Below are 13,655 nucleotides of genomic sequence, written 5' to 3' on the forward strand. Positions count from 1 at the left end.
GCTGGCGCGTCCTTTCCGGTCTCTCCATAGCGACCCAGCTATTCTTCACATCCTGGCCAGATGCGCCGACGCTGCCGTTCTTTTGTTTGTATCCAAGATTCATGCGGTCCGTCTGGATTGATCGATAACAAAATGCATATCGGTAGTAGCCAAAATTGGGATTTGTAGTATATCGACCCGCAACATAAGGTGGAGTGGTCTTAAGGACGCATACCTGTGGAAACAAAAACAACCGTGCCCCAGAGGCACACAGGAGACAGTGATGTTACGCCTTCGTACGCTCAAAGCACTGGCACTCAGCGCCAGCCTCGCATGCCTGCCGATCACGGCCGTCCAAGCCGCACAGGACGACGTCACCATCGGCTTTATCGTCAAGAAACCCGAACAGGCCTGGTTCATCAATGAACAGCAGGCAGCCACGGAACTGGGTGAAAAGAACGGTTTCGAGGTCGTCAAACTTTCCGGTGTCGATGGCCAGGAAGTTCTTTCGGCTATCGATAACCTCCACTCGCAGGGCGCCCAGGGTTTTGTCATATGCCCGCCGGATGTTCGTCTTGGGCCAGTAATCAAGCGCCGTGCCGAGCAATACGACATGAAGGTCGTCACCGTGGATGATCGCTTCCTGAATTCCGATGGCGAGCCCATGCAGGACGTGCCACACCTGGGTATGTCCGGGTACAAGATCGGCCAGCAGGTGGGCAATGCCATCGCCAAGGAAATCGAAGCCCGCGGCTGGAACATGGAAGATGTCGCTGCCCTGCGCATTACCAACTACGAACTGCCAACAGCCAAGGAGCGCACCGACGGCGCCACCGATGCGCTGCTCGATGCGGGATTCAATAAAGCCAATATTTTCGACGCGCCGCAGCAGAATACTGACACCAGCAGTGCCTTCGCAGCAGCATCGCCGGTGCTATCCAAGCGCGGGAACTTCAAGCATTGGGTTATCTACGCGCTGAACGAGGAAAGCGTATTGGGTGGTGTCCGTGCCAGCGAACAGTATGGGTTGGCACCTGAAGACGTCATCGGCGTCGGCATCAACGGCTCCGGCGCCGCCTTCGCGGAATTTTCCCGGGAGAATCCTACCGGGTTCTTCGGCACCGTGGCCGTAAGCTCGACCATGCACGGCCGTGACAGCGCCGAGAATCTCTATACCTGGATCACCGGCGGTGATAAGCCACCGGCGAACACCGAGACCGCCGGTACCCTCATGACGCGCGATAACTGGCAACAGGTCCGGGAAGAGCTCGACCTCTAAATCCGGGACGGCGCCTTTCCGGCGCCTAACCACCCTGTCCAGCCATTATCGGAGCCCAACCATGTCTGAGTCATACCTGCGGTTTGACGGCATCTCCGTGGAATTTCCCGGCGTGCGAGCCCTGGACAACGTCTCATTCGAGGCCCATGCCGGAGAGGTCCATGCCCTCATGGGTGAGAACGGTGCCGGCAAATCCACGCTGTTGAAGGTCCTGAGTGGCGTCAACAAGGTGACCGCCGGCGCACTCTGGATCAATGGTGAACGCCACGTGTTCGCCAATGAGCGCGAAGCGCTCGCCCAGGGGATCGCCATCATCTACCAGGAGCTGACCCTGTCGCCGAACCTCTCGGTGGCGGAGAACCTGTTGCTTGGCCAGTTGCCGCAGAAGAACGGCTTTATCGATCGTCGCACCATGCGTGAGAGCGCCATCAGCGTGCTCCGGGATCTCGGGGAGCAGGGCATCGATCCCGCCACTAAGGTCAGGGACCTGTCCATCGGCCAGCAGCAGATGATCGAGATCGGCCGTGCACTGCTGCGCAATGCCCGGATCATCGCGTTCGACGAGCCGACCAGCAGCCTGTCGGTGCAGGAAATCCGTAACCTGAAGCGTATCGTCCAGCGTCTGCGTGACGAGGGCAAGGTCGTGCTTTACGTCACCCACCGGATGGATGAGGTGTTCGAGATGTGCGACGCCATCACCGTGTTCCGGGACGGCAAGCACATCAGTACTCATCCCACCCTTGAGCATATCGACCATGACCTGTTGGTCAGCGAGATGGTCGGCCGCGAGATCGCAGATGTCTACGGCTACCGCAGCCGCGAGCACGGGGGTGCGGTGCTCGAAGTCAAGGATCTCAAGGGTCCTGGCGTACGGGTACCCGCCAGTTTCGAGGTGCGCCAGGGGGAGGTCTTCGGCCTGTTTGGCCTGGTCGGCGCTGGCCGCAGCGAACTGCTGCGGCTGGTATGCGGCGCCGTCAGTGCCGAAGAGGGCGCGGTGCACTTCAAGGGCGAAGCCTGTCAGTTCGCCAGCCCGCGGGAAGCTATCTACGCCGGTATCGCCATGTGCCCCGAAGATCGAAAGTCACAGGGGATCTTCGCCATCGCTAGTGTTGCAGACAATATCAATATCAGCTGCAGGCGCTTTTTCTCACGCTGGAAAGTGTTCCGCAATGCCACGCGGGAGAAGGACAACGCGCAAGACTACATTCGCCGCCTGCGAATCAAGACTCCGGGTCCTGAGACTCGCATCGGCACGCTCTCCGGCGGTAACCAGCAGAAGGCGATCCTGGCGCGCTGGCTGTCGGAAGACATCGACGTGTTCGTCATGGACGAGCCAACCCGGGGTATCGATGTCGGCGCCCGGCGGGACATCTATTCACTGCTCTACGACCTGGCGGAGCAGGGCAAGAGTGTCGTCGTGATATCCAGCGACCTTGCCGAGGTCAGCTCGATCTGCGACCGCATCGGCGTGATGCGCGACGGCGAGATGGTCGACATCGTACCGCGTGACCAGGCCACACCCGAACGTCTGTTGGGCCTGGCGCTGCCAGCCTGAACGCTTGATAAGAGAGAGAACAATCATGGCTACCGAAAAACTGGCCCAGGCTCAGTCCTCAGCGGAGTTTGCGCCGGGGAAAGGGCGCGTCGGCCTGCCCAAGGCCATTCGCACGCTGATGGATACCTCGGGTCTCATCGCAATCTTTATCCTGTTGTTTATCGGCCTGTCCGTGGCCGTGCCTGATTTCCTCACTGGCCGTAACATCGTCGGCCTGCTGCTGTCGGTGACCCTGATCGGTACCATCGCCACCACCATGATGTTGGTACTGGCCTTGGGCGAGGTGGATCTCTCGGTGGCCTCCATCGTCGCCTTCACCGGTGTCGTGGCTGCCGTCATCACCTCGAGTTCGGGAAGCGTCTTTATCGGTGTTGCCGCCGGCATCGCGGCGGGGGCGGCAGTCGGGGCCTTCAATGGATTCGTTGTTGCCCGGTTCGGTGTGAACTCACTGATTGCGACGCTTGCGGCGATGGAGTTCGTGCGCGGGCTGGCCTACATCACCTCGGGCGGTGATGCGGTGATGATTACCGTACCCGCCTTCTTCGACCTCGGCAGTGCCTCTTTCCTTGGGCTTACGGTGCCTGTCTGGACCATGATCTTCTGTTTCATCATCTTCGGCATCCTGCTCAACGTCACCGCCTTCGGCCGCAACGTACTTGCCACCGGCGGCAACGCCGAGGCCGCCAACCTCGCGGGGGTTAACGTGCGCCGCCTCAAGGTCACCGTGTTCGCCCTCCAGGGCATCGTTGCGGGTATCGCCGGCGTGCTGCTGACCTCCCGTATGGGGTTGGGCGATCCGAATACCTCCCTGGGCCTTGAACTGGCGGTCATCTCTGCCTGTGTGCTGGGCGGCGTGTCGCTCTCCGGTGGCGTGGCGTCAATTACCGGGGTGCTGGTGGGCGTGCTGATCATGGGCTGCGTGCAGAACGCCATGGGGCTGCTCAATGTGCCGACGTTCTACCAGTACCTGGTGCGTGGGGCGATCCTGCTGCTCGCGGTGCTCTTCGACCGCTGGAAGCAGTCCCGTCGAACCCGGGCCTGACAGCCCGGCATCCATCATCGTTTGTCCAACAAGTCTCGAATTCGCATTTGGGAGCACTATTCGATGTCTGACCATGATCAGTCTGACAAGAAACGCCCGCTGCGCTCGGCAGCGTGGTTCGGCACGGCCGACAAGAACGGCTTCATGTATCGGAGCTGGATGAAGAACCAGGGATTTCCCGAGCATCTTTTCGATGGTCGCCCCGTTATCGGTATCTGCAACACCTGGTCCGAGTTGACCCCGTGCAACGCCCACTTCCGCCGTATTGCGGACAAGGTGCGCCAGGGCATTCTCGAGGCCGGCGGCTTCCCGGTGGAATTCCCGGTGTTTTCGAACGGCGAATCCAATCTCCGACCGACTGCAATGCTCACGCGCAACCTCGCGAGCATGGACGTGGAAGAGTCCCTGCGCGGCAATCCGGTGGACGGCGTCGTCTTGCTTGTCGGCTGTGACAAGACCACACCAGCGCTGCTGATGGGAGCGGCGAGCTGCGACCTGCCCACCATCGTAGTCAGCGGCGGGCCGATGCTGAACGGTAAGCACAAGGGCAAGGATATCGGGTCCGGCACCGCCGTCTGGCAGCTTTCCGAGCAGGTGAAGGCCGGCAAGATATCCCTCCATGACTTCATGGCGGCAGAAGCGGGCATGTCCCGCTCCGCAGGCACCTGCAACACCATGGGTACGGCTTCGACCATGGCGAGCATTGCCGAGGCCCTGGGAACTTCGTTGCCCCACAATGCAGCGATTCCCGCCGTCGACTCTCGCCGCTATGTGCTGGCGCAGCTCTCCGGTAACCGCATCGTGGACATGGTGAAAGAGGATCTCAAGCTCTCGAAGATTCTCACCCGTGAGGCCTTCGAGAACGCCATCCGCGTCAATGCCGCCATCGGCGGGTCGACCAACGCGGTCGTCCACCTCAAGGCGATAGCGGGACGTATCGGTGTGGACCTGGAACTCGACGACTGGACCAACATTGGTCGCGGCACGCCAACCATCGTCGACCTGCAACCATCTGGCCGCTTCCTGATGGAAGAGTTCTATTACGCCGGCGGGTTGCCCGCGGTGCTGCGCCGACTCGGCGAGGCGAATCGTCTGCCATATCCGGATGCGCTGACCGTGAACGGCCGCAGTCTCTGGGAGAACGTCGCCGAGGCGCCGATCTACAACGATGAAGTCATTCGCACCTTTGACAATCCACTGTGCAAGGACGGCGGAATCTGTGTGCTGCGTGGCAACCTGGCGCCCCGAGGTGCGGTCCTGAAACCCTCTGCCGCGACCGCAAAACTGATGAAACACCGGGGCCGTGCTGTGGTGTTCGATAACTTCGACCACTACAAGGCGCGTATCAACGACCCGGAACTGGACGTGGACGCGAGCAGCGTGCTGGTGATGCGTAACTGCGGTCCCAAGGGTTATCCGGGTATGGCGGAAGTCGGCAACATGGGCCTGCCTGCAAAATTGCTGGAGCAGGGCGTCACCGACATGGTGCGCATCTCCGATGCCCGGATGAGCGGTACCGCCTATGGCACGGTGGTCCTGCATGTGGCGCCTGAAGCGGCTGCCGGCGGGCCCTTGGGGGCGGTACGCGATGGCGACTGGATAGAACTGGATTGTGAATCCGGCCGGTTACATCTGGATATCAGCGACGAGGAACTGGCCAGCCGGTTGAAGGCACAGGACGCCACGGCGGCATCGAGAGTCCTCGCCAGCGATGGTGGTTACCTCAAGCTCTACATCGAGCACGTACTGCAGGCCGACGAGGGATGTGATTTCGATTTCCTGGTCGGTCTGCGTGGCGCCAAGGTGCCATCCCACTCCCACTGAAAACAAAGCAAAATCAGGAGCAGGGCTCATGCAACTTTATCAATGCTTAGACGCCGAGGGCGGCAAGCAGGTTATTGCGGTCGCCGATGGGGAAGCCACCGGGCGTGTACTGGACGGTGTCGGTGGCGTCTACGGTCTGGCACTGAAAGCCCTCGACAGGAACATCGGTTTGCAGGCGATGGTCAACGAGTGGCCGGGCAGCCGGCAAGTCGATATCGAGGAGCTGGCCAATGGCGATGAACTCCTGACCCCCATCGATCATCCAGACCCGGCCCACCTCTTGATTACCGGCACCGGCCTGACCCATCTCGGCAGTGCCGAGGGGCGGGACAAGATGCACCGACAACTGGAAGATACCGATTCGCTGACCGACTCCATGCGCATGTTCCGGCTGGGACTGGACGGCGGCAAACCGGCCGGTGGTGCGCCGGGTGTGCAGCCCGAATGGTTCTACAAGGGCGATGGCAGCATCGTCGTGGCCCCGGGCGAAGCCCTGGAGTCCCCCGATTTTGCGCTGGATGGCGGGGAAGAGCCTGAAATCGCTGGTGTCTACATCATCGACAACCAGGGGCAGCCCCGGCGCCTGGGCTTCGTGCTTGGCAACGAATTCTCCGATCACGTCACCGAGCGGCAGAATTACCTGTACCTGGCCCACTCCAAGCTGCGTGCCTGCTCCTTTGGGCCGGCACTGCGGCTGGGCGACTTGCCGGATGATATCCGCGGGATATCCCGTATTCGTCGGGATGGCCAGGTATTGTGGGAAAAGCCGTTCCTCTCCGGCGAAGCCAATATGTGCCACAGTATCGCCAACCTCGAGGCTCACCATTTCAAGTACGCCCAGTTCCGGCGCCCCGGTGATATCCACGTCCATTTCTTAGGCACGGCAACCCTCAGTTGCGCGGATGAAATTACGACCCGGGTAGGGGATATCTTTGAGATAGAAGCGGAAATCTTCGGGCCCGTGCTTCGGAACCCACTGGAGAAAGCCGATCAAGCGCTCGTCTCAGTCACTGATCTATAAACGCCCGAGCATTCTTGTTCACCCATAGGACAGTTAACAGGACAACGTACAGGAGGACGCAATGCCCCAGATACTCGGTCAACAGTATATCGGCGGCCAAAGGGTCGCCACCGGCCAGGTCACCCTGAAAAGTCTGGACGCCACCACCGGTGAAACCTATCCGGTCGGCTTCATGGAAGCGACGGCTGACGAGGTCGCGGCCGCTGCCAGCGCGGCCGCCAAGGCCTTCGCCGAATACCGGGAGACCGATCCGAACACGCGCGCAGGCTTCCTGGACGCCATTGCCGATGAAATCGATGGCCTGGGCGATGACGTGATCGCCGAAGTCCAGCGGGAAAGCGCATTGCCGGAGGCGCGGCTGAAAGGTGAGCGGTCGCGCACCAGCAATCAATTGCGAATGTTTGCCAACGTTGTCCGCCGCGGGGACTTCCTCGGACCGCGCGTCGACCGTGGCGATCCGGAGAAGCAGCCGCCCAAACCCGATATTCGCCAGATGAAGGTCGCACTGGGACCGGTCGCCGTCTTCGGGGCCAGCAATTTCCCATTCGCCTTCTCGGTTGCCGGAGGGGATACTGCATCGGCGCTGGCAGCGGGCTGCTCGGTAGTGGTCAAGGCGCATCCGGGTCACATGGTGACCTCCGAATGCGTGGCCAGCGCTATCGAACGCGCCGTCGAGAAAAGCGGTATGCCCGCGGGCGTGTTCAATATGATCTACGGCGACAAGGTAGGGGCCCAGCTCGTTCAGGAACCTGCCATCAAGGCCGTCGGCTTTACCGGCTCACAGAGAGGCGGTCGCGCGTTGTTTGATCTGGCTGCAGCGCGTCCGGAGCCGATCCCGGTGTTCGCCGAGATGTCGAGTATCAACCCCATGTTCATGCTGCGCAGTGCCATAGAGCAGCAAAGCGAAGACATTGCCAAGGGCCTGGCCGGTTCAGTAGCCCTGGGCTGTGGCCAATTCTGCACCAATCCGGGCCTGGTAATTCTGGAGCGCTCGGCTGCGTCGCGCCAGTTTATCGAGAAGCTGGGGGCAGCGATTACCGAGCAACAACCCCAAACCATGCTTAATGCCGGCATACTTGAGAACTACGCCCGCGGCATCGAACGACTCAAAGGCCTCGACGGTGCCAAGGAAGTTGCCGTCGGGCAGGGCGGTGACAACCAGGCGGCGGCCCGCCTGTTCACCGCTGATAAGCAACTTTTATTGTCACAGGGTGAGAATGGCGAATCGCCGCTACTCGAAGAGGTGTTTGGCCCGGTAACCGTCGTTGTCGAAGTGGATAGCGCCGATGAACTGCTGACCGCCGCACGGAGCCTCAATGGTCAACTGACGGCCACGGTCTTTTCCGGCGACGACAGCGAGCTCAGTGACCGCCACGAACTGTTGGCCGTACTCGAACAGAAAGTCGGCCGCCTGCTATTCAACGGCTACCCCACTGGCGTGGAAGTGAATGACGCGATGGTTCATGGCGGCCCGTACCCGGCGACAACCGACGCGCGAGGTACCTCGGTTGGTAGTCTTGCTATCGAGCGGTACCTGAGGCCGGTGTGTTACCAGAATATGCCGGATGTGGCGTTGCCGGATGCACTTAAGAATGCGAATCCGCTGGCGTTGTTGCGGCTGGTGGATGGGGCGTTTAGTCGGGAGGCGATTTAGATATTGATGAGGAGTTGAGGGGCGGGAGTACGTTCTTCATTAATGGATTGCCGCTGAGGCGAGTGTTCAGAAAAATGGGCACCTTCGGCGCCTCAGAAGCTGAAGCATCTGCTACATACTCGAGTTAGACGAAAAATGTAGCCGACGCTTCAGCTTCGGAGCAGTCCGAAGGGCTGCCTAGGCTAGACCCGAAGCTTGAGGTCCGTCATCAATAACGCAGCAATGCCGAACCCCAGGTAAAGCCACCGCCAAACGCTTCCAGCAGCAACACTTCATTCCGCTTGATCCGTCCGTCACGGACAGCCACATCCAGGGCCAGGGGAATCGAGGCTGCAGATGTATTGCCGTGCTCGTTGACGGTTACCACCACCTGATCCATGGACATGTTCAGCTTCTTGGCCGTCGCCGCAATAATTCGCAGGTTGGCCTGGTGGGGCACCAGCCAGTCGATATCCGACTTCTGCATCTGGTTGTATTCAAGGGTTTCGTCGACGATCTTGCCAAGGGTGTTCACGGCGACCTTGAACACCTCGTTACCCTTCATCTCGATAAACGCCTGGCCGGCCTTTACCCGCTCGAAATCGTCGGAAATACCACAGGGCACATGCAGCAGGTCTTCGTACTGGCCGTCGGCGTGGATATGGGTGGAGAGAATGCCGGTTTCTTCGTTGGCTTCCAGCACCACAGCGCCGGCGCCGTCACCGAAGAGGACACAAGTACCGCGGTCTTCCCAGTTGACGATGCGCGAGAAGACTTCAGAACCGATCACCAGGGCTTTCTTGCTGGCGCCCGTCTTGATGAACTTGTCTGCTGTGGACAAGGCATAGACGAAACCACTGCAGACCGCCTGGATGTCGAACGCCGGGCAGCCCTGGATTCCCAAGCGCGCCTGGAGGATGCAGGCACAACTGGGAAAGATCTTGTCTGGCGTGGACGTGGCGAAGACGATGAGGTCAATGTCCTGAACATCGATACCTGCAGCCTCGATCGCCTTCAGACTGGCCTGCTCCGCCAGGTCGACCGTGGTTTCGCCTTCGGCAGCAATATGTCGACGCTCGATACCCGTGCGCTCACGAATCCACTGGTCGGTGGTATCCACCATCTTTTCCATGTCTTTGTTGGTAAGAGCTTTTTCGGGCAAGTAAGAACCGGTACCGATGATTCGAGCGTAAGGCATGCGTAATTGTTCCCGGGTAAAGCGGACGCTGTATTTGGTTGAGCTATATCCAAGTGTAGTAGGACATCCTACATGGCGTGGGAGTCAGGGGTTATTAGCGATTTGTCAAAGGCCGGGTGTGAAATGACGGCAGGGTCAGCCCTTAAGCAGGCAATTGAGTGCAATCACCAAGTTCTTTGTTGAATTGGTTTGAGTCAGGAGGGTGCTCACACAGTATGAATTATTTGCGAACAATGAACCGCTTCAAGGTATACATCGGATGATTATCGACTAAAGTAATTTAACCACCCAACCGACAGGTAAAACACACCTGATTAGATAGTGCCACAGAGCGGTATCGCAGTTGCTGGCTTGTTGTTCAGGACGAGCGCTCAACCCGAGGAGGGCATCATGCGATACACGATACGCGGCATCAGTCTGCGGCTTACGGCTATTCTGAGCCTATGCATCCTGGCGGCCCCCACATCCGCTCAGCAGACGGACGGTAGTCAAAACAGCCAAACCAACCAAGCCAGCCAGAACAATCAAAGTGGGCAGGAAAACGGACAGAAGCCCAACTTCCTGGTCATCTGGGGCGACGACATCGGCGTTCACAATGTCAGCGCCTATAACCACGGCATCATGGGCTACCAAACGCCAAACATAGATAGCCTGGCGCAGGAAGGCGCCATGTTCACCGATGCCTACGCCCAACAGTCCTGCACCGCCGGACGCGCGTCCTTCATCCTCGGCCAGCACCCGTTCCGGACCGGTCTGTTGACCATCGGCATGCCCGGCTCACCCCATGGTATTCCCGACTGGGCGCCGACCATCGCCGATATGCTGAAGGACCATGGTTACACCACCGGCCAATTTGGCAAGAATCACCTGGGTGACCAGGATAACCACCTGCCAACCAATCACGGCTTTGACGAATTCTTCGGCAATCTTTACCACCTGAACGCCGAAGAAGAGCCCGAGAGTTACTACTACCCGAAGAATCCCGAGTTCCGCGAGAAGTTTGGACCGCGCGGTGTACTCAAGGCGTCCGCCGACGGGGAAATTGAAGATACCGGCCCGTTGACCCGCAAACGCATGGAAACCGTCGATGAGGAATTCATGGCGGCTGCGCTGGATTTCATCGACCGCGCGAACCAGCAGGGTAAACCCTTTTTCGTCTGGTACAACGCGACCCGTATGCACGTGTGGACCCACCTCAAAGAGGAATCGGAAGGGGTAACCGGCGTCGGCCTCTATCCAGACGGCATGGTGGAGCATGACAAGCAAGTGGGCCAGCTACTGGAAAAACTGGATGAGCTGGGCATCGCCGACAACACCGTGGTGATCTACTCGACGGACAACGGTGCGGAAACAGTGACCTGGCCAGATGGTGGCACCACGCCTTTCCATGGGGAGAAAGGTACGACCTGGGAAGGCGGCTTCCGAGTCCCGCTACTGGTCAAATGGCCTGGCGTCATCGAGCCCGGTCAGAAGATCAACGAGATTATCAGCCAGGAAGACTGGTTCCCTACTTTTGCGGCGGCCGTTGGTAACGAGAACATTGTTGAGGACCTCAAAGAAGGGACCACCATGAATGGCAAGGAGTGGCGAGTTCACCTGGACGGCTACAACATGCTCCCGTTCCTTTCCGGCGAAGAGGAAAAGAGTCCCAGACGCGAGATTTTCTACTTCGACCAGGGCGGGAATATGAACGCCGTGCGGGTCGAGGACTGGAAGATACATTTCGCGGTCCTCAAGGGCGATATTTCCAGCGCTGTGCGTGAAATACCGGCCTGGCCCAAAGTGATTCACCTGCGGGCCGATCCCTACGAAAAGGCGTGGATGGAGTCTGAAATGTATCTACGCTGGTACGCTGAAAACACGATGTGGACGTTTGTGCCCGTACAGCAAAGACTCAAGGAATTTTTTGCCACACTCGCTGATTACCCCTACCAGATGGGATCGTCCCTCAATGCGGCCGGATTGGGCTACAACACCCTCAGAAACGAAGATCTGATGAAGCGCCTGGAGGATATCGAGAACATTCAACCCGCGCCGCGCCAGTAATGCGGGACCGGGGCGTCCGACTCGGGCGCCCCGCAAGATTCAGAATACAGCGTGGGGAAAACGCTATGAGCTCCAATATGACAGCTGGAGGCCAGGTCTCCAGGTACCTGGCTCTGTTTGCTTTACTTTTCGGCGCGGTCGCGGCGAAGGCCGATCCACTGCCTTCCTGGAACGAGACCGAAACCAAGGCGTCGATCATCGAGTTTGTCGAATCGGTGACCGATTCGGAGGCGGATACCTTTGTGCCTCAGGAAGACCGGGTTGCGGTCTTCGACAATGACGGAACCCTCTGGGCCGAAAAACCGGTCTATTTCCAGTTTATGTTCGCCATGGATCGTCTCAAGGCCATGGCAAAGGATGACCCATCCGTATTGTCATCCGATGTTCTCAAAGCCGCCGCCGAGGGCGATATGGGCGCCGTTGCTCAATCGGGCGAAAAGGGTCTGCTGGAAATAATCGCTACAACCCATTCGAACCTTCCTGTCGACGCATTCCAGGCAGAGGCCGGTGATTGGCTGACCACGGCCACCCACCCGGAGACGGGCATGTTGTACACCGAAATGATCTATCAGCCCATGCTGGAGCTGCTGCGCTATCTCCGGGATGAAGGTTTTACCACCTACATCGTCTCGGGCGGTGGCGTTCATTTCATCCGGGCCTTTTCCGAGGATGCATACAACATTCCCGCGAATCAGGTGGTCGGTACCACCGGAAAGAGTCATTACGAAGTCGTCGACGGTGAGCCGGTGGTCATGAAAGACCCCGGCATTGCATTTATCGACGACAAGGAAGGCAAGCCCGTTGCCATTGATGCACACATTGGCAAGCGCCCGATTTTTGCCGGCGGCAATTCCGATGGCGACTTCCAGATGCTGGAGTGGACGACCGCCGGTGAAGGCCCGCGGATGGCTGTCATCGTGCACCATACCGACGCCGAGCGGGAATGGGCCTACGATCGGGAAAGTCATGTCGGCCGTCTCGAACGCGGGCTGGATGAGGCGGGTGAACGGGATTGGTTGCTCATCGATATGGCCCGGGATTGGGAGCGGGTATGGCCAAGGAATCCCTAATCGAACGTTCGGACGCCCGCGGCCAGATTGCCGCTCTCCAGGAGCGAATGGGCCAGGCGATTATCGGCCAGACCGCAGTGATTGAAAGGCTGCTTATCGGGCTTCTCGCGGATGGCAACCTGTTGGTGGAAGGGATGCCGGGGCTGGCCAAGACCCGAGCTATCAAAGCGCTGGCTCGCAATCTGGAATGTGCCTTCAGCCGCATCCAGTTCACGCCGGATCTGCTGCCCGCCGATGTCACCGGTACCGAGATCTACTTCCGCACGGAAGCGGGCGGAGAGTTCCGTTTCGAGCCGGGTCCGATATTCGCCAACGTCGTCCTGGCGGACGAGATCAACCGGGCACCCGCCAAGGTCCAGGCTGCCTTGCTCGAGGCGATGGAGGAACGGCAAGTGACGATTGCCGGCAAGACCCACCGGATGGAGCCGCTGTTTATTGTCATGGCGACCCAGAATCCGGTCGAGCAGGAAGGCACCTATCCGCTGCCGGAAGCGCAAATGGACCGTTTCCTGATGCATGTTCACATCACCTATCCACCGGTGGAGGATGAGGTGGAGGTCATCCTGCTGGTACGCGGTGAAGAGCAGGCAAAGGCCGAGTCGCTGAAGACCGGTTTATCTGCGGAAAAACCGGCACCCATTCCGCAGGAGGCTGTGTTCGCCGCGCGCCGGGAGATTGCGGCCATTCACGTGTCCGACGCCATGGTTCGGTATATGGCCGATATCGTGAACGCCACACGGATACCCGGGGAGTTTGGTGAGGACCTGCCACGCTGGATCGACATCGGTGCCAGCCCCCGTGCAAGTCTCGCGCTGGACCGCTGCGGTCGGGTGCACGCCTGGATGCAGGGGCGTAATTACGTCGATCCGGAGGACGTGCGCACCATTGCGCCAGATGTGTTGCGACATCGCTTGACCCTAAGCTACGAGGCGCAGGGCGAGGGCGTGACACCGGACCAGGTGGTGGACGAACTGCTTCGCCAGGTTGCCCTGCCTTGAGGAGGGCCTC

The 13,655-nt window shown here is 59.5% G+C and carries 10 protein-coding genes; 9 read left to right on the forward strand and 1 reads right to left on the reverse strand.

All coding sequences use genetic code 11. The annotated features are described in order from the left end of the window. Positions 1–262 precede the first annotated feature (262 nt). The 6 genes from RE428_RS11635 to RE428_RS11660 all read left to right on the forward strand — a co-directional run bounded on the left by RE428_RS11635 (position 263) and on the right by RE428_RS11660 (position 8,354). The gene (locus RE428_RS11635) at positions 263–1,258 is read left to right on the forward strand and encodes an arabinose ABC transporter substrate-binding protein (RefSeq protein WP_004582183.1); all 996 of its coding nucleotides are present in this window, start codon (positions 263–265) and stop codon (positions 1,256–1,258) included. A 61-nt stretch (positions 1,259–1,319) separates the two neighbouring features. Beyond that, positions 1,320–2,813, forward strand: coding sequence for an L-arabinose ABC transporter ATP-binding protein AraG (gene araG / locus RE428_RS11640; protein ID WP_004582184.1), 1,494 nt, complete (start codon positions 1,320–1,322; stop codon positions 2,811–2,813). A gap of 25 nt (positions 2,814–2,838) precedes the next feature. Next, complete coding sequence (gene araH, locus RE428_RS11645; RefSeq protein ID WP_004582185.1) at positions 2,839–3,855, forward strand: L-arabinose ABC transporter permease AraH; 1,017 nt, start codon at positions 2,839–2,841, stop codon at positions 3,853–3,855. A 63-nt stretch (positions 3,856–3,918) separates the two neighbouring features. After that, positions 3,919–5,679: an IlvD/Edd family dehydratase gene (locus RE428_RS11650; RefSeq protein WP_004582186.1), complete on the forward strand. Its 1,761-nt coding sequence runs from the start codon at positions 3,919–3,921 to the stop codon at positions 5,677–5,679. A 28-nt stretch (positions 5,680–5,707) separates the two neighbouring features. Beyond that, the gene (gene araD1 / locus RE428_RS11655) at positions 5,708–6,700 is read left to right on the forward strand and encodes an AraD1 family protein (RefSeq protein WP_004582187.1); all 993 of its coding nucleotides are present in this window, start codon (positions 5,708–5,710) and stop codon (positions 6,698–6,700) included. A 61-nt stretch (positions 6,701–6,761) separates the two neighbouring features. Next, positions 6,762–8,354, forward strand: coding sequence for an aldehyde dehydrogenase (NADP(+)) (locus RE428_RS11660; RefSeq protein ID WP_004582188.1), 1,593 nt, complete (start codon positions 6,762–6,764; stop codon positions 8,352–8,354). Positions 8,355–8,562: 208 nt separating this feature from the next. Here the strand turns inward: RE428_RS11660 and RE428_RS11665 are convergent, their stop codons facing one another. After that, positions 8,563–9,531 carry a beta-ketoacyl-ACP synthase III gene (locus RE428_RS11665; RefSeq protein WP_004582189.1) on the reverse strand — a complete coding sequence of 323 codons (969 nt, stop codon included), beginning with the start codon at positions 9,529–9,531 and terminating at the stop codon, positions 8,563–8,565. Between the two features lie 390 nt (positions 9,532–9,921). Between RE428_RS11665 and RE428_RS11670 the strand changes: the two genes are divergently transcribed. The 3 genes from RE428_RS11670 to RE428_RS11680 all read left to right on the forward strand — a co-directional run bounded on the left by RE428_RS11670 (position 9,922) and on the right by RE428_RS11680 (position 13,645). Then, positions 9,922–11,577 (forward strand): arylsulfatase, encoded by a 1,656-nt coding sequence (locus tag RE428_RS11670; RefSeq protein WP_004582190.1) that lies wholly within the window; start codon positions 9,922–9,924, stop codon positions 11,575–11,577. A gap of 65 nt (positions 11,578–11,642) precedes the next feature. Further along, positions 11,643–12,647 carry an HAD family hydrolase gene (locus RE428_RS11675; RefSeq protein ID WP_004582191.1) on the forward strand — a complete coding sequence of 335 codons (1,005 nt, stop codon included), beginning with the start codon at positions 11,643–11,645 and terminating at the stop codon, positions 12,645–12,647. After that, entirely contained in the window at positions 12,629–13,645 is a 1,017-nt protein-coding gene (locus RE428_RS11680) for an AAA family ATPase (RefSeq protein ID WP_004582192.1), read from the forward strand. Before RE428_RS11675 ends, RE428_RS11680 begins: the two co-directional genes overlap by 19 nt. The last annotated feature ends 10 nt before the right edge of the window (positions 13,646–13,655 follow it).

Source organism: Marinobacter nanhaiticus D15-8W, from assembly GCF_036511935.1.
GTDB classification, from domain to species: domain Bacteria; phylum Pseudomonadota; class Gammaproteobacteria; order Pseudomonadales; family Oleiphilaceae; genus Marinobacter_A; species Marinobacter_A nanhaiticus.